We start from the raw sequence: 17,250 nt of genomic DNA, 5'->3' as shown, positions 1-17,250 counted from the left end.
CGTGGGCGGCGGCACATCCGCCGCCGGGCAGCCGCCCCCGGTCAGACGTTGAAGCGAAAGTCGACGATGTCGCCGTCGGCCATCACGTAGTCCTTGCCCTCCATACGGACGCGGCCGGCGGCACGGGCCGCCGCCATCGAGCCGCCCGCCATCAGGTCGTCATAGGACACGATCTCGGCCTTGATGAAGCCGCGCTGGAAGTCGCTGTGGATCGCGCCGGCGGCCTCGGGCGCGGTGGCACCGGCCGTGATCGTCCAGGCGCGGGACTCCTTCGGGCCGGCCGTGAGGAACGTCTGCAGCCCGAGGGTGTGGAAACCGATGCGGGCCAGCTGCGCCAGCCCGCTCTCCTCCTGCCCGAGGGACGCCAGCAGCTCGGTGGCGTCCTCCTCGGGAAGCTCGATCAGCTCGGCCTCGACCTTCGCACAGAGGACGATCGCGTCGGCCGGAGCCACGAGCTCGGCGAGCTCCTTGTGCCGGCCGGGGTCAGCCAGGACGTCCTCGTCGACGTTGAAGACGTAGAGGAACGGCTTCGCGGTGAGCAGGAACAGCTCCCGCAGCGCGGCCCGGTCGACCGACGGCTCGCTGGACAGCGGACGGCCCGCGTCGAGAACCTCATGGGCCGCCTTCATCGCGGCCAGCAGCGGCTGCTTCGCACGGTCGAGGCGTGCTTCCTTCTCCAGCTTCGGCAGCCGGGCACCGATGGTCTGCAGGTCGGCCAGCACCAGCTCGGTGTTGATGGTCTCGATGTCGGACGCCGGGTCGACGTTGCCCTCGACATGGACCACATCGGGATCCGAGAAGACCCGGACGACCTGACAGATTGCGTCCGACTCACGAATGTTGGCCAGGAAGCGGTTACCCAGGCCCTGCCCCTCCGACGCGCCCCTGACCAGGCCGGCGATGTCGACGAAGCTCACCGTGGCGGGCACGACCCGCGCACTGGAGAACATCTCGCCCAGCTTCGCCAGCCGCGGGTCCGGGACGCCGACGACGCCCACGTTGGGCTCGATCGTCGCGAACGGGTAGTTGGCCGCCAGGACCTCGTTCCGGGTGAGGGCGTTGAACAGCGTGGACTTGCCCACGTTGGGCAACCCGACGATGCCGATCGACAGACCCATGACCGAGCAGTCTACGGGTGATCGCCCCGGTCACCGCCGCCGGTGCGGTACAGCGGCCGGGCCGCGGCGGCCCCGGGCGGGATGGCCGCATCGGGACCCGGGTGCCCGGCAGCGGCACCATCGGTCCATTCGAGCACACCATCTTCCCGATGCGACAGGCGTGGTCACGGACAGTGTCGACGGCGCCCCCGGTCGCGGGCGCCGTCCGACCCGGCCCAGGCACTGCGCGACGCGGGGCACTCGCCCACCACCCGGTGGATCGAGCTGCTTCCGCACGGTCATCCGCGCAGTCCCGCGCCATCCCGCGCAACCGACGCGCCCGCGCGGGACGCGCCCGCCGTGGCCTGGCGCGCCACGGCAATTGGTAGCGCATCGTGCATAAAGGTATGCCCAAAGTGCAGTGACCAGGACGCGTTCGTTCTCCGGCCCATCGCCCTGACGCAGTCGCAATGTCGGGGCGGTACCTTGCCCTGGTGAGTACGCCGCCTCACCGGCAGTCCGCCGGATCGCCCGGCAGGCCCGGCCGCGGCCGCGCGCCGGATGACGCGTACCCGCCCAACCCACGCCAACGCCCTGGCGCACCGGAACGCACGACGGTCGTCACCGGAACCCGGCGCGGGCTCACCGCGCTGGGCGCGGCGCTGCTCGTGGTCATTGCCGGCAGCGTCGGTGCCGTTGTCGATTCGCTGCTCTTCGACAATCTCCGGTATGTCTTCGGGGTCCTCTTCGTGGCCTCGTGTGTGCTGGCGATCGCGCGGGTCCACGTCGACGACCTGATCGGCGTTGTGATCATGCCGCCGCTCGCCTACGCACTGATCACCATCATTGTGGGCTTCCTGAACCCCGCGGCCGGTGACGGCAGCGCCGGGCTGCGCAACCGCGCGCTCGACATCGGTTCCGAGATGATCCTGCACGCTCCGGTGCTGCTCGCCGCGGTCATCCTGGTCGCGGTGYTGGCCGCGGTGCGCGGCCGGCGCGCGCAGGTCGCCCGCCGCGAGCGGCAGCGCTCGCTCGCCCAGTCCGCGGCGGCCCGCCGCCGCCGGCCGCTGTAGCCTCTCCGTCCCCTCGGCCGGCCTCTCCCCTCCCCGCGCCGGAGCCGGGCCAAACCCGCCCAGCCCGGAGCGGTACTCCGCCGCGACGGTCGCCGGGCCCGGAGGGTGCGCCGGCCGCACCGTCCCGCCCGGTTCCACACCGGCGCCGAGCAGGGAGTTTCCGCGACCGGGGACACACACCAAGGCGCCACCGGAACGATTCGTCCAGATTGTTCACGGGTTAGCACTCTCGGGCTTTCCTCAGGCCAGGACGGCCCTCCACCACCATTAGGCACCCGAGGGTAGGCAGCACAACAATCGGTTGGGCTGATCCGTGGGGTACTGTCAGTCCGTGCCCACCAACACGCCGAATTTCCAGGGTCGCGCCCCGCGCTCCTGGTGGCGTACCTGCCGGTGCGGCCACAGGGATGATTCGCACCGGCATTACCGACCGGGAAGCGACTGCGGCAAATGCGAATGTCCGCGGTTCACGCGCCTTCAGCGCCGTTTCGGGCGGGCGGGAGCACCCCCGCCCTAGCCGCTTCCCGCCGGCCGTGACGCAGCGCCGCTCTCGGCACTGTCGCCGGGCGCACGAGCCGCTGGCGGCAATCCGTGCAACACGACAGTCCGGCCCGTCCACCCGGCACCGCTACCGGTCTCAGCCCCACGAGCCGGTGCCAGGTGCTGGTGTCGGCGGGTACTGACGCGCGCCGCGCCGCGAGTCACAGCGGAGATCGGCGGCAGAGGTGACGACCGTCCCTGGCTCCACAGCGGACACGGCGACGGCGGGGTCATCCCGACTCTCCGACCGTCATGCGGCACAGAGTTAACGAAACAAGATGATCTAACTTGCAAGAATGAGAACGCACCAAGGGCCGGCTGGGACCGGCGAATGACTCCGGGGTCCCGCACGGAAGCGCCTTCGATGACCTTTCATTTTCCGCTCACCTCTTGACACAGATCTGCCAGCCGTAATGGCGTCGCTACACCCAGCAATCACCCATGCTAGATTCCGCAGGACGCCAACCGGTTACTTTCCGCGATGTGAGCCGACCCGGCGAGAACGGGCGGCCCGGGGACCGCTGGAGGGGCGATAGTGTCTTCCCCACAATCCGTCACCACAGCTGAGTGCAAAGAATTCAAGGAAGGCCCGGACAACGTCGGGCCCGCACAGTCCGCGCCGGTGAGCAACCGGTACCGCGGCCATGCCGGCACGGCCGGTCGGCCGCAGCCGGTCCCGATCCTCCGCTACGACGTGGCCGCCGATCCCACCGGGCACGTCCCGCGCCGATCGACCGTCACCCCGGCCGTGTTCGCCCGGCACCGCCGCATGATCCAGCGATCCAACCGCCGGTTCATGACCGTCTCCGAGTACTGCGCGGCGTTGCGCTCCGCCGAGGCACCGGCCGACGCGCTCGTCGTGACCTTCGACGGCGACCGCGCGGCGACCTTCGTCGCCGCGCGCGAGCTGGCTGAGCGGGGCCTGGCGGCGACCGTCTTCGTGACCACCTCCCGGCTCGGGGGGCCCGGCATGCTCACCGAGGCAGAGGTCCGCCGCCTGCACGAACTGGGCGTCGAGATCGGCGCGAGCGGCCACAGTGGCCGGCGCCTCGACGAGCTGCACCGCTCCGACGTGACCGCGGAGATCACTCTGTGTCGGCGGCGGCTGGCCGCCGTCACCGGCGACGAGCCGCGGTCGTTCGCCTACCCCCGCGGCGGGTGGGACCCGACCGTCCGCCAGCTCGTGATCGCCGCCGGCTACAGCGCCGCCTGCGCCGTCGGGGAGGCGCTGTCGCATCCGGGCGACGATCCGTTCGCACTCACCCGGCTGACCGTCGACGGGGGCCTCGCCGACCACCGTGTGCGCGCCTGGCTGAACGGCATCGGCCGCACGCTGCCGCGCACGGTCCAGCCGGCGTCGCGCTTCCGGCTCGTCCCCTCCACGATCGGCGCACGTATCCCGGCTCGGCTCAGCATCGCCTACCGCCCGCGCTTCGCGCCACGCGCCGCGGAGGGAACGCACCTGCCCGCGTCGGACCGGCCTGGACGTCCCCAGCAGTGAGCACTCCGGCGGCAGGCCAGCGGCACGAGCCGGTGGATCCGACAACCCCGACAGCCCCCACGGAGCTGACCGGGCCCGCGGATCCGACCTGCCGCGCGGACCTGATCGAGAACACCGGCCGCACCCGGGCAACCGGCACGGCCAGAGAAGCAGGCGCGAGCAGGGATGCAGGCACGAGCAGCGATACCGGCACAGTCAGAGAGGCCGGCGCAGTCAGAGAGGCCGGCACCGGCCGGGAGACCTGCGCCGAGGGGGAAGTGAGCGCGGGCCGGCGCACCAGCGCCGCCACGCGCGGTGACGCGGGCAGTGGCCGGGACCTGAGCGCCGGTTGGGCCTGGCACGCGGCCTGGACCGGGAACGCCGACTGGGCCGGCACCGCGGACTGGACGGAGGACGCGGCTCGCGCGGGCTGGCCCGAGCGGGTGTCGCGGGCCAGTCGGACCGCCGCGGCGAGCCGAACGGTGGCCGTCACCTCCCAGGTGACGGCGCTGCTGCTCGCCGTCGCCTTCTGGGGTTTCGCGGCGCACCGGGTGCCGGCCCCGGTCCTCGCGGTCGACACCGCCGCGGCGCTGTGCGTGTGGCTCGTCGTGCAGCTCGCGCGCGATGCCACCGCCGGCGCCGGTGCGCACCGCCGGCTACGCGCAGGCCTGCTGGCCGCCTGCGGCGCCGCGCTGCTCGCCGGAGCGAGCGGCTGGCTGATTCCCGGCCTCGCCTTTCTCAGCGTGAGCCCCGGCTTCCTCATTCTCCTTCCGCTGGCCGCGGCCAGCGGAAGCCTGTGGCAGGGCCGGCCGCGGGGGCCGGCCGGCCCCCGCGGCCGGCTGGGGGCCGAGGCACTCGGTGGCGCGGCGGTCGGCCTCGCCCGGCTCGGCACGATCATTGCCCTCAGCGACACCGGCGCGAGCCAGGCGCATCTGGCTCTGCTCGCCTGGCTGGCCCCGGTCGCGCTGGCGGCCGGCCCACGGTGCGGATGGCTGCTCTGGCAGTCCAACGCCGCCCAGCGGCCAGCGCCGTTCCCCTCGCCGGCACAGCCCCCGGCAGAACGGGCCGGGGCAGCCCGGCCCCACCCGTTGCGGGCCCCGGCGGGGCCGGTCGTGGCGGGACGGGCCGCCGCGGGGCGGCTGCTGGCCGGCGGCGCGGTCTGGCCGATGGCCGCGACCGCGCTGGTCCTGCTCCTGGTCGGCCGTCAGGCGGACGCCGCCTCGGGGGCGTTCGCGCTGGCGGTGTTCGTCATCCTGGCCGTCGGCCGGCTGGTCGAGGAGCACGGGCCCGCGGTGCTGCCGGGAGTTGTCGTGGCGCTGGTGGCAGCCCCGCTGCCGTGGGCCGCCCTCAGCCCGGAGCACGTCGGCGCGGGGACCGCCTGCTGCCGGCTGCTGCTACTGATCATGGTGATCGATGCGGTGACGGCCGCGGAGCCCACGGCGGCCCGGACCCGGCCACGCGCGCTGGGAGCCCTGGCGGGCCTCATCACCCTCGTCGCCGTTCTTCCGGCGGCGGCGTCCGCCTACGGGGTGGCGGGTTGGGCGCTGGCGCTCCTGCTCGGGCGGTTCGTCGCCGCCGTTCCGGCGATGTCCCGCCGCCTCGGCCGGCCCGGGTGGCTGCTGCGCAGCCCCTCGCCGACCATTACCGAGAAGACACGTCGAGTGACTTGAAGTAACGTCGCCGAGGTGGGCAGGCAGCCGGTCGCGCGGGTCCTCATCATCGAGCAGGGCGAAGGCCTCTGGGGTGCCCAGCGCTTCGTCCTGCGGCTCGCCCCGTTGCTGGAGCAGCGCGGGATCGAGCAGATCCTGGCCGCCCCGGCGGGCAGTGCCACGGCGGTGGCCTGGCGGGCCGCCGGCCGGGAGCACGTCGCCCTGCCGGTACCCGCGAACCGGGCGCTGCGCCGCTCCGACGGCCGCCCGAGCGCGCCGCTCGCCGCCCGCGAAGCCGTGCGGACCGCGGCCACCGCGGCCCGCACGGCGCGGATCGCCGGCCGGCTCGGCATCGACGTCGTGCAGGCGAACAGCCACTGGTCCCATCTCGAAGCCGTGCTCGCCTCGGCGGCATGCCGGCGGCCGGCGCTGCTCGTCCTGCACGAGGAGAACGAACCCGACCTGATCGGACGGCTGCGCGGCGTGGCCGTGTGGGCGGCAGCCCGCACGGTCGCCGTGAGCGACGCCGTCGCGGCCTCACTGCCCGGCTGGGCGGCCGGGCACACCGTGGTGATCCGCAACGGCGTCGACACCGATGCGCTGTCCCCCGGCCCGGCGGACCCCGGTGTGCGGGCCTGCCTGTCCACCGACCCCGATGCCCCGCTGGTCCTGGCCATGTCACGGCTCGACCCTCGCAAGGGCATCGACAAGGTGATCCGGGCGGTGGCCGCGCTGCCCGACCACCTGGCGTCGACCCGGCTGGCCGTCGCGGGCGCCCCCAGCCTCGATCCGACGTCCGGGACGTCCCTGCGCCGGCTGGGCGCCGAACTGCTCGGCGACCGGGTCGTCTTCCTGGGCGCGCGGTCCGACATCGGCGATCTGCTGCGGGCCAGCGACGTCCTCGTCCTCGCCTCCAGCCTGGAAGGGCTGCCGCTGAGCGTGCTGGAAGCACAGGCCTGTGGGCGGCCGGTGGTCTCCTTCCCGACCTCAGGAATCCCCGAGGTGATCACGGATGGCGCAACCGGCCTGCTGGCCCGTCAGGACGACGTCGACGATCTCAGCGCCGGGATCGCCAGAGTGCTGGGTGACCAGACGCTCGCCGAACTGCTCGGCGCCCGGGCCCGGGCCAGCGTCGTCGCGCATCACACCCTCGCCGCGCAGGCCGACTCGATGGCTGGAACGCTGATCAGTCTCGCCGGCCGAGCCCGACGCTCGGGACGGGCTGGCAGCACCGCTCGACGCCGCCCGACGCGCGGGAGGCCACTGCTCGACGTCGACCGGCGCCCGGACACCGACACCGACACCGACCGGGAGCCGCGGCCGGGCCTGGACGGCCACAGCCACCCAGGCCGTGACCTGCATCACCACACTTCCGAACGCGGCCGGTAGCAGCACCAGCACTCCGGGCCCAGGCACCGACGTCGATCAGGGACGCACCAGCGCCATCCCGCCACCGTGGCGACCAGAACGTGACTTCTCGTTCCGTTCTGCCCGGTTCGCGGTTGCGGGCCACGACATCTACCTGTTGTCGTCAGTGCATCACCCAGGGCAATCTCCGGCTGTCCGGGTGACCGCCCGACGCCCATCACCCCACGCGACGCAGCCTGCACATTCGCCGAGGCGGTTACGTTCGTCTCTGCTCAGGCGCGGACCGGACCCGGACGCGCCGGATGACGCACACGGGGCACGCGGCCACCGCCGACCACGTCCCACCGCCACCGCCACCGGCGCCGACGCCGACGCCGACGCCGGAACCTTTCGCACCCGCCCGCCTGGGCCATCCCGACGCGCGCCCGTCGCCACCACCACCGCGACCGCGCCGCGCCCTGCGCAGCCATGCCGCGCCATGTCGTGCTGGCCGGGCGAGGCCGTCGATATCCACAGACAACCCAGCTCGACCGTGCTGCCGCGGTCAGCGTCAGGGGGGAGTCAGGGGAAATGACAACCGACCAGGCACCGACCACCAGCACCGCCCGGGTCGAAGCGCCGGCTGTCAGCATCGTTGTCCCGACGCTCAACGAAGCACGAAACCTGCCACACATCCTCCTGCGGCTGCCCGCCGACGCGGAGGTCGTCCTGGTGGACGGTCACTCGACCGATGGCACCGTCGACGTCGCCCGGTCGCTGCGGCCGGACATCGTCGTGGTGTGCCAGACCCGCCGGGGCAAGGGCAACGCGCTTGCCTGCGGTTTCGCCGCCGCGACCGGCGACATCATCGTGATGCTGGACGCGGACGGCTCCGCCGACCCGACCGAGATCGCCGACTTCGTTCACGTCCTGCGATCCGGCGCCGACTTCGCGAAGGGCTCCCGCTTCCTGCCGGGCGGCGGCAGCAGCGACATCACGCCGCTGCGGCGGACCGGCAACCTCGCCCTCAGCGGGCTGGTCAACGGGCTGCTGCGCAGTCGCTACTCCGATCTCTGCTACGGCTACAACGCCTTCTGGCGCCACGTTCTCCCCGCGCTGGACGTCGAGCCCGGCGCCCCGGGCACGCCGGGCCAGTGGGGGGACGGCTTCGAGATCGAGACGCTGATCACCATGCGGGTCGCCCACGCGGGCCTGCGGGTGGTCGAGGTACCGAGCTTCGAACATCCGCGGATCCACGGCACCAGCAACCTCAACGCGGCCTCGGACGGGCTGCGGGTGCTGCGCACGATCATGGTCGAATGGGGGCGGCGCTCAGGAACGCCGCGACCACGGACCGACGTCACCCTGCCCGCCCCTCGCCCGCGGAGGCCGTGGACCGCCTCGCACGGCGGGGCCCGCATCCCCGCGCCGCGGCACACACCGAGCTACGGCTGGGCGGCCCGGAGCGGGCTGGGCCGCGCGTGACGGGCCCGCATCACGACACCGCGCCCCGCACGGTGCCGGCTTCCGTATCGGTGGTGATCTGCGCCTATACCGAGGACCGGTGGGTGGATCTCCAGCGGGCAGTCGCGAGCATCGTCGCCCAGCCGCCACCCGCCGACGAGATCATCCTCGTGACGGACCACAACGAGGCTCTCCGTCGCCGCGCCCGGGCCGCCTTCACCGGCGTCGACGTCATCGTCAACACGGGTCCCCGAGGCCTCTCCGGCGCCCGGAACACCGGGGTGGCGCGGGCGACGTCCGAGGTGGTGGCGTTCCTCGATGACGACGCGCATGCCGACGCGCACTGGCTCGCGCGGCTCGTCCGGCCGTACGCCGACCCGGCGGTGCAGGGAACCGGTGGTCTCGTCGTGCCCGCCTGGCCCGGGGGCCGGCCCCGCTGGTTCCCACCGGAGTTCGACTGGGTCGTCGGCTGCAGCTACCCGGGCCTGCCGCGGGGCATCGCCCCGATCCGCAACCCGATCGGCGCGGCGATGTCGCTGCGCCGATCCGCCTGGACGGCCGTGGCCGGCTTCACCGACGGGCTGGGGCGCCTCGGCGCGACACCGCTCGGCTGCGAGGAAACGGAGTTCTACATCCGCGTCCGCCGCGACATCCCCGGTGCCGCGGTGCTCCACGTGCCGGACGCGGTCGTGACCCACCAGATCGCGGCGAACCGCGCCACCTGGCGCTACTTCCGAAGCCGCTGCCTTGCCGAAGGCCTGTCCAAAGCCATTGTCAGCGGCCGGGTCGGCGCGGCGACGGGGCTCGCCTCCGAGCGTGCCTACGTCCGTTCGGTGCTGCCGCGGGCCGTCGCGCGTGACCTGCGCCGGCGCGGCGACCGGCGCCGCGCCGCGGCGGTTGTCGCCGGCCTGGCGCTCACCACGTCCGGTTACGCCCGCGGCCGGCTCCAGGGCCGCCCCGTCGGCACCCTGCCGTCCAGCGGCCCCGTCATGCCCACCGACCGCCGGGGCGCGGTGTGGACGGGTGAGATGGAGCTCGCCGATCCGCTCGGAGCCCCCCGCCGCCCGCTCGGCACCGGCCACGAGGCACCGAGCGGCCATGAGGCACGGACGGGATACGACCGGGCCCGGGTCCTCGCACGGTGGCAGGGAGTGCCCGTCGGTTTCGTCGTTCTCGACCTGCTCGGCACACCGGCCGAAACGACGGACGGAACGACGGCGGCGGTTCCGAGCGGCGGCGGGATCACCCCGGAGGCGGTGTGGTCCGCGGTCGTGACCGACCTGCCCGACGAGCTGGCCCGGGTACGCGCGGAGGTCGACCGGCTCGGCCCACTGGCCACGGCCGCCCGCCACAGTGGCGCCGGCCGGGCGGACAGCGCGGACAACGCCGCCGGTGCGGACACCGTCGGAGCCGCCGACGGGCGGGTGAGCGTCGTCGTCTGCACCCGGAACCGGGCCGGGCTGCTGCCGGGCTGCCTGGAACGGCTGCGGGCACTGCGGCACCCGGATCTGGAGATCATCATCGTGGACAATGCTCCGTCCGACAGTTCGACCTGGCAGGCCTTCCAGCGAACCGTCGGCCGCGAGCCGCGCTTCCGATACGTGCGGGAGGACCGGCCCGGTCTCTCCCACGCGCGCAACCGCGGGCTCTCCGCCGCCAGCGGAGCGATCATCGCCTTCACCGACGACGACGTCGCCGTCGATCCGTGGTGGGTCGCGGGGCTCACCCGCGGCTTCGCCCGCCGCGCGGACGTCGCCTGCGTGACCGGTCTCGTCCCCGCCGCCACCCTGGACAGTGCCGCCGAGCGCCACTTCGACGCCCGGGTCAGCTGGGGGAGCAGCTGCCGGCCGCGGGTGTACGACGCGCACACCGGGCCGTCCGTGCTCCATCCGTTCGCCGCCGGGCTGCTGGGCACCGGCGCGAGCTTCGCCGTGCGGACGGCGGTGCTCCGCGGGCTCGGCGGCTTCGACACCGCCCTCGGCGCCGGCACGCCGACCCGCGGCGGTGAGGATCTCGACCTGTTCCTGCGGGTCCTGCTGGACGGCCACGCGCTCGCCTACGAACCGTCCGCCGTGGCCTGGCACGGCCACCGGGCCGATCTCGACGCGCTGCGCCGCCAGCTCTTCGGGTACGGGACGGGCCTGTCCGCCTACCTGGCCAAGCACCTCTCCGACCGGCGCAGCCGGCGCCGCATGATCCGCCAGATCCCGGCCGCGGCCGGACACCTGCGCGCGCTGACCGCCCGCGGCGGCGCGGCCGGCACAGGCCACCCGACCAGTGCCAGTGCCAGTGCCGTGGGCGGCGCAGGCCATCTGGACAACGGCGGCCGGGCGTCGTCGGTCGGTCTCCCGCTGGCCGCCCGTGAGTGGCTCGGCTTCGCCCTGGGCCCGGTCTGCTATGCACGCTCCCTGCACCAGCAGCGGTCCCTGCGCCGACCGGGGAAGGCGGCCTGGGCGGGGACGGCCGGCGCGTCGTGACCGGCGCCCGACTCGACCGGGCGGTGCAGCCGGGGCTGCTCCTCGTGGCCGTCGCGACGGCGGCCATGGTCGCGACGGGATACGTCGGCCCGGCCCGCCCGGCGGCCGCGCTCGTCACCGCCGCGCTGCTCCCCGGCGCTGCGGTGCTCGCCTGGCTGCCGCGGCGCGACCCGATGGCCTGGCTCGCGCTTGCCTGCGCCTTCAGCCTGGCCATCGAGACGGTCTGCGCGCTGGCGATGGTGTGGCTGCGCCTGTGGCATCCCGCCGTCGCGGCCAGCGGTATCGGCCTGGCGAGCGCGGCCGCCCTCGTCACCAGGCTGTGGCTGGACGCACGGCAGTCCGGCGGTCAGACCGGAGCTGGGACCAGGGCTGGGACCGGGGCCGGGGCCGGGCTGGGCGAGGGCTCCGAGGGACCGCCGTGAGCATCATCGTCTCCTGCGTCCCACGCGCCGCGGTCCGGGCGGTGCCGCGCCCGCGGGCCGACATCGCCGTGCCCGTACTCCTCACCGGCACGGGACTGCTGTTGTGGGCGGTCTCGCTGGGCCGCATCGACCTGGCCCGCATGAACGACCACGGCCTGCTGCCCGCGCTGCCGATCACCTGGTTCGCCGGGGTGGCGCTGCTGCTCGGTGCCGCCGCGGCGGCGTTCTGCCAGCGCCGTGCCCGCCCGGCGCTGATCGCGCTGGCGACCGCGGCGCTGGTCGTCGCGCTCTACGGGACTGTCCCCGCGGTGTCGGACGTACCGCAGTACTTCTGGGCGTACAAGCACATCGGGGTGACCCGGTACATCGAGATGCACGGATCGGTCTCGCCGGACATCGACATCTATCACCGGTGGCCGGGATTCTTCGCCGTCAGCGCCGCCTTCTCCTGGCTGGCCGGTCGGGGCAGCCCCGTCGAGTACGCCGGCTGGGCGGAGGTCTTCTTCCTCCTGGTCTGCACGGCCGCCGTCGCCGCCCTGGGCCGCCGGCTGCTCGGCGACGCCCGGCTCGGCCAGCTCGCCGGCCTGCTGTTCGTGCTGACGAACTGGGTCGGCCAGAGCTACTTCGCGCCGCAGGCGTTCGCCTTCACCCTCACGCTGGGGATCTTCATCCTGGTGGTCGACCACTTCACCGAGCCGCGGGAGAACCGGGTCAACCGGGTGGTGCTGCGGGTAGCCGGGGCACTGGTCCACCGGCGCCTCGCCCTCGCCCCCTTCGCAGCCACGGACGTGGCGGCCGGCCGCCGGACACCACCGCGCGCGACCGTCGTCACGCTCGTCGTCCTGTTGCAGGCCGCCGTGGTCGCGAGCCACCAGCTGACCCCGTACATGCTGGTGCTCGGAGTCGCCGCGCTGACGGTTCTCGGGATGGTCCGGCCGTGGTGGCTCGTCGTCGCGCTCGCCGTCGTCGCGGTCGCGTACCTGCTGCCCAACCTCGACTACGTCCAGGGCAGCTTCGGGCTGTTCAGCGGGATGGACCCGATCGCCAACGTGCGTACGCAGGGCCCGTTCACCCCGGACCCGATGCCCGGCAAGAACCTCAACGGTCTCGCCGGACAGCTGCTCTGCATCGCGGTGTGGCTGCTGGCCGCGCTCGGCGCCGTGCGCTGGGCACGCGGGCCCGCGGCCGCCCCGACCGTCACCGCCCCGACCGTCACCGCGCCGGCCGTCGCCGCCCCGGCCGGGGCCCGACCGCTCGGGGACGGACGGGCCCTCGTCCCCGTCGTTCTCGTCCTCGCGGCAGGCGGGCTGATCATCGGGCAGAACTACGGCGGCGAGGGGATCCTCCGCGTGGTCCTCTTCTCGCTGCCGTGGTCGGCGATCCTGGCCGCCCGCGCGCTCGCGCCCGGCCCGGGACACCGGTGGCGCCCACGCCGGGCCCTCTCCGTGCTGCCGGTCCTCGGCGTGCTCGCCGCGCTGTTCATGCCGGCCTTCCACGGCCAGGCCGCAATGAACATCCTCCCGGCGGACGAGGTTCACGCCGCGGAGCATCTGTACGACGCGGCCACGCCCGGCGCCGCGATCGTGACGGCGACCCCCGACTTTCCGGTGAAGCTGACCGGCGGTTACGACCGGTTCGGCCCGGCCGAGCAGAACGTCCCCGCGCTGCTGGACCACGCCGAGCTGCGCCGCCGCCCCCTGGGCCGTCCGGACGTCGACACCGTCGAGGCGGTCCTGGACGGGTACGGCCCGGAGAGCTACCTGGTCTTCGCCACCTCGCAGGAGACGTACGCCGACATCTACCGGATCGCCCCGCCACGCGCGCTCCGCTCGCTGGAGGCCGCTCTGGAGGACTCCGGGCGGTTCAGCCTCTGGTACTCGACGGCGAACACCCGGATCTACCGCTACCGTTCCGCCGGGCCGTCCACGTGAGCGCGCCGACGAACGCGGCCGGCTCCCCCATGCCTTCCGGCACGTCCCCTGCCATCGGCACCGATGCCGCCGCCGTGGGCGCTCCCCCGCCGTCCGGAAGGTCCGCCGAGGCCTGCGGACGTCCGACCGGAGCGGGCGGGACGCTGTACCGCAACGGCGCGGCGCTCGCGCTGAGCGGGCTGATCTCCGCGCTGTTCGGTGCCGGGTTCTGGATCGCCGCGGCACACACCACACCGCGGGCCGCCGTGGGTGAGGCCACCGCGCTGGTCTCCGCGATGATGGCGCTGTCGATGCTCGGTCAGCTCAACCTCGGGCCGGCACTGGCCGCCTTCCTGCCACGGGCCGGGCGTCGGCGGGCGGCGCTGGTCGCCGGCGGTACCGCCACCGCCGCAGTCCTCAGCCTCCTGCTCGGGGCCGGGTTCGTGCTGGCCGCCCCGCGGGTGTCCGATGCCTTTCACACGCTGGAACGCCCACTTCCCGCCGTCGGATTCGTGCTGGCCGTCGGCATCTGGTCGGTGTTCGCGCTGCAGGACGCGGCCCTGACCGGGATGCGGCGCGCCACCTGGGTCCCGGTGAAGAACACGGCCTACAGCGCCGCGAAGTTCGGCCTGCTCCTCGCCATCGGCGGYACGGCCGGCGCCCTGCTGGCCGCGTGGATCATCCCCGCGGCAGTCGTGGTCGTGCCGGTGGCCTACCTGCTGTTCACCCGGGTGCTGCCGACCCGGGACGACCCGGCGCCCGGCGTCGACAGCCGCGTGTTCCGGCGCTTCCTGGCCGGCGAGTCGACGGCGATGGTGCTCGACCAGATCGGCGTGACGCTGCTGCCGGTACTCGTCGTCGCCCTGGTCGGGCCGGCCGCCGCGGCGCCGTTCGGGCTGGTCTGGATGATCGTCCAGGCGCTGGACGCGATGGTCGTCGCCCTGGGCTCGTCGCTGGTGGTGGAGGGGTCGCACGCGGAGGCGGACGTCGCCTCGATGCACCGGGCGCTGCGCCGCCGGACACTGGCCGGGCTCGGCGTCATCACCGCCGTCGCCGCGCTCGGCGCACCGGTACTGCTGCGCGTGTTCGGCACCCAGTACGCGCACGAGGGCGCGGACGTCCTGCGCCTGCTGCTGCTCGGCAGCCTCGGGCGGGCCGTCGTCACGCTGGCGATCTGCGCCGCACGGGCCCGCCTGCGGATCGGCTGGATCGTCCGGATGCACCTGCTGCTCGCCGTCCTGGTGCCGGGCAGCGCCCTCGTCCTCGGTGACCGGGCCGGGCTGACCGGCATCGGCGTCGCGTGGGCCGGGGCGCAGTGCCTCGCCGCGGCGATCGTCCTCGCCGGTGAGCGGCCAGGACGTCGGTCACTCCTGTCGCGCCCGCTGCCGGCGCCCGGAACACCCCAGGGGGAACACCTGTGACCGCGACGACCACGGCGGCGGAACGCCTGCGTCGACAGATGGGCACCCGCATGCCCGGCCGCGACCGCGGCTGGCGCGGCACCCACACCACCGTTCTGCTCGCCGGGCTGGACGCACCCGGCCCCGGCGCGCTGCGGGCCACGCTGCGGGACCTCGCCGCGCTGGCCCCCGACCACCGGATCTTCCACCGGCCCGGGACGCTGCGCGGGCAGTCCAGCGGGCCGGTCGGGCCGGTCGGGCGGGTCAGGCCGGTCGGGCCGGTCGGGCCGGCTATGACACGCTGGTTCCCGGTGCCGCGCCCGGAGCTGGCCGACTTCTGCGACCAGCTGGTCGTCCCGGTCGACGCGACGGCGGGTGACCTTGACAGCCTGCAGAAACAGCTGCACGACCAGGCCGATCCGGCTGTCCCGTTCCAGGTGCTGGCCGGGGAGAACCTGGTCGCGCTGTCGGTGGCCCACCCGCTGCTGGACGGTCGTCCGGTCGTCACCCTGCTGGCCGAACTCACGGCCCGCGCCCGGGACGGACAGCCCCCGGTGGGGCTGGTCGGCGCGGATCCGCGCCATCCGCTCGCGCTCGCGCTCGCCGATCACTTCGGTCGCTCGCCCGGCCGGCTGCTCGCCGTCGCCCGCGCCCACCGCAGCACCCCCGCCCGCGTAGCCACCGCCGCGCCCGCGCCCGCCACGGGTGACGGCCGGATCCGCTGGAGTTCGGACGTCTGCTCGGCCAGTGCCACCAGCGACCCTGGTCTGCTCTCCCGGCTGCACCAGTGGCGCACCCACAACGCACGTGGCGTGACCAGGACCGCGGTGTTCTTCGCCGCCGCCCGGGCAGCGCTCCTCGAGGCGGGGCTGACACCCGCCCCGGGCCTGCACGTCCTCGTCGACAACCGGCGCTACCTGCCCGGAGCGGCCGGCCTGACCGGGAACTTCTCCGTCGGCGTCCGCCTTGATCCGCCGGACGCGCTGGACCCCGCCTCGGTCGCCGCGACGCTGGACGCCGGCCTCGGCGCCGGGCGCCCCCTGGCGACGATGGCCCTGGTGACCGCCCGGGCGCAGTGCCGCCGGCCGCCGCCTCCGCCGGACAGCATGCCGCCGCTGCCGCGGCCCGCGATGGTCGTGAACTACCTGGGACGGCTGCGCGAGCTCGAGCGCCTGCCGTGGCAGCCCGGCCTGCCCTCCCGCCTGGCCACCGCGAGCACACCCGGCCATCCGGAGCTGGTGACCTTCGCGATCACCCAGCTGATGGGCCGCCTGCAGGTCAGCGCCTCGTTCCACGCCAGCACCTTCGACCCGGCGCGCATCCGGTACGCGGTGGAGACGCTGTGCACCGACCCGGCCGGCCTGCTCGAACGGGCTGACCGGACGGGGCCGGCGGGGCCGGCGGGGCCGGCGGGCTGATCAGACCGGCGGGTACGACCCGCGCGCCCTGGGGCCGGTCGTGCCTGCGGCGCCAGCCGTGCGGACGTCCCGGCCCCTCCGTCCGGGGCGACCCGGCCGATCGGTGCGCTCACCGCGGTCATTGCGGGCAACCAGTGCCGAGGCACCGAGCGCGGTCGGGGAGACCGGCACCTCGTCGCGGGTCGGCGAGGTGCGCAGCACGACGTCCGCGATCGGGCTGGTCACCCCCAGCCAGTACCGTTCGTTGCGGTAGTGGTGCAGACGGTGGCCATGCCACACCCGCCGGTAGTAGCGGCCCGAGGGGCGGATGCCGGTGTGGATGAGGAAGTGCGTCCAGTCGTAGGCCAGCGCGCCGAGGCCGAAGCAGACGGCGACCGTTCCTGCTGCCGGCGGGGCCAGCGCGGCCACCGCCACGCCGGCCGCGGCTCCGGCCGTGACCTCCCGGGGCCGCAGGAACATCGTGTCCAGGTTGGTGGGGTCGCGGTGGTGCTGCTCGTGCCCGTACCCGGCGAGCTGGTAGCCGATCGACCCCAGCCGTCCGCCCGGCCGGGCGTGCAGCAGCCCACGGTGAACCCCCCACTCGACGAACGGCTGCACGCCGAGGCAGACCGCGGCGGTCACCGCGTCACGGCGGCGCACCGGGCCACGCAGCGCCCGGACGGCCGCGACCGCACCGACCGCGCCGAGGAGCACCGGCGGCCGTGGGTGCGCGAGGAACCGCCGCAGGGCCGCGGGCATGGTCGTCACCTCGGCCGCGCTGCCGTGCGGCCCCGGCCGGTCGAGCCGGGCCACCGCCCGCCCCACCGGGCCACCACCCGTCGGACGCCCCTGCCCGGACCGCGCCCCGCCGGACCGCCGCACCCGTTCGGGACGCCGCAGCCGTTCGGGACGCCATCGCCCGGGTCGCCGCCGGCCACCGGACGGCGTGGATGCCGGCGTGCCGGTCGGCGCGGCGGCGGAGCCTCGGGCCGTG

The 17,250-nt window shown here is 74.5% G+C and carries 12 protein-coding genes; 10 read left to right on the top strand and 2 right to left on the bottom strand.

Annotated elements, in window-relative coordinates:
* Positions 1–41: 41 nt before the first annotated feature.
* Positions 42–1,118 (bottom strand): redox-regulated ATPase YchF, encoded by a 1,077-nt coding sequence (ychF, locus tag CC117_RS27430; RefSeq protein ID WP_071089158.1) that lies wholly within the window; start codon positions 1,116–1,118, stop codon positions 42–44.
* Between the two features lie 449 nt (positions 1,119–1,567).
* Between ychF and CC117_RS27425 the strand changes: the two genes are divergently transcribed.
* From CC117_RS27425 to CC117_RS27380, 10 genes are all read left to right on the top strand, one after another.
* Complete coding sequence (locus CC117_RS27425) at positions 1,568–2,170, top strand: DUF6542 domain-containing protein (RefSeq protein ID WP_071089156.1); 603 nt, start codon at positions 1,568–1,570, stop codon at positions 2,168–2,170.
* Positions 2,171–3,332: 1,162 nt separating this feature from the next.
* On the top strand, positions 3,333–4,211 hold the full coding sequence (locus tag CC117_RS27420; protein ID WP_241830475.1) for a polysaccharide deacetylase family protein: 879 nt from the start codon (positions 3,333–3,335) through the stop codon (positions 4,209–4,211).
* 257 nt (positions 4,212–4,468) lie between these two features.
* Positions 4,469–5,860 (top strand): hypothetical protein, encoded by a 1,392-nt coding sequence (locus tag CC117_RS27415; protein WP_131803146.1) that lies wholly within the window; start codon positions 4,469–4,471, stop codon positions 5,858–5,860.
* 15 nt (positions 5,861–5,875) lie between these two features.
* Positions 5,876–7,228 carry a glycosyltransferase family 4 protein gene (locus CC117_RS27410; RefSeq protein ID WP_241830474.1) on the top strand — a complete coding sequence of 451 codons (1,353 nt, stop codon included), beginning with the start codon at positions 5,876–5,878 and terminating at the stop codon, positions 7,226–7,228.
* Between the two features lie 549 nt (positions 7,229–7,777).
* A complete protein-coding gene (locus CC117_RS39415; protein WP_084132878.1) occupies positions 7,778–8,671 on the top strand; it encodes a glycosyltransferase family 2 protein in 894 nt (297 codons plus the stop codon).
* Positions 8,578–11,127, top strand: coding sequence for a glycosyltransferase family 2 protein (locus tag CC117_RS27400; protein ID WP_071089150.1), 2,550 nt, complete (start codon positions 8,578–8,580; stop codon positions 11,125–11,127). Before CC117_RS39415 ends, CC117_RS27400 begins: the two co-directional genes overlap by 94 nt.
* A complete protein-coding gene (locus tag CC117_RS27395) occupies positions 11,124–11,549 on the top strand; it encodes a hypothetical protein (protein WP_071089148.1) in 426 nt (141 codons plus the stop codon). The genes CC117_RS27400 and CC117_RS27395 overlap by 4 nt, the downstream gene beginning before the upstream one ends.
* Positions 11,546–13,480: a hypothetical protein gene (locus CC117_RS36735; protein ID WP_071089146.1), complete on the top strand. Its 1,935-nt coding sequence runs from the start codon at positions 11,546–11,548 to the stop codon at positions 13,478–13,480. The genes CC117_RS27395 and CC117_RS36735 overlap by 4 nt, the downstream gene beginning before the upstream one ends.
* Positions 13,477–14,880, top strand: a complete 1,404-nt coding sequence (locus CC117_RS27385) for a lipopolysaccharide biosynthesis protein (RefSeq protein ID WP_071089144.1) — start codon at positions 13,477–13,479, stop codon at positions 14,878–14,880. Before CC117_RS36735 ends, CC117_RS27385 begins: the two co-directional genes overlap by 4 nt.
* Positions 14,877–16,277, top strand: coding sequence for a hypothetical protein (locus CC117_RS27380; protein WP_071089142.1), 1,401 nt, complete (start codon positions 14,877–14,879; stop codon positions 16,275–16,277). The genes CC117_RS27385 and CC117_RS27380 overlap by 4 nt, the downstream gene beginning before the upstream one ends.
* Here the strand turns inward: CC117_RS27380 and CC117_RS27375 are convergent, their stop codons facing one another.
* Positions 16,278–17,081, bottom strand: coding sequence for a sterol desaturase family protein (locus CC117_RS27375; RefSeq protein ID WP_071089140.1), 804 nt, complete (start codon positions 17,079–17,081; stop codon positions 16,278–16,280).
* Between the last annotated feature and the right edge of the window lie 169 nt (positions 17,082–17,250).

The sequence above is a fragment of the Parafrankia colletiae genome, assembly GCF_001854655.1.
In the GTDB taxonomy this organism is placed as follows: Bacteria; Actinomycetota; Actinomycetes; order Frankiales; family Frankiaceae; genus Parafrankia; species Parafrankia colletiae.
The sequence above is the reverse complement of the archived record's forward strand: the minus strand, read 5'-3'. Positions and strand labels throughout refer to the sequence as shown.

Bases quoted from the DNA above. Each gene is read 5' to 3' on its own strand.
- CC117_RS39415 (WP_084132878.1), top strand. From the start codon at position 7,778: ATGACAACCGACCAGGCACCGACCACCAGCACCGCCCGGGTCGAAGCG.
- ychF (WP_071089158.1), bottom strand. From the start codon at position 1,118: ATGGGTCTGTCGATCGGCATCGTCGGGTTGCCCAACGTGGGCAAGTCC.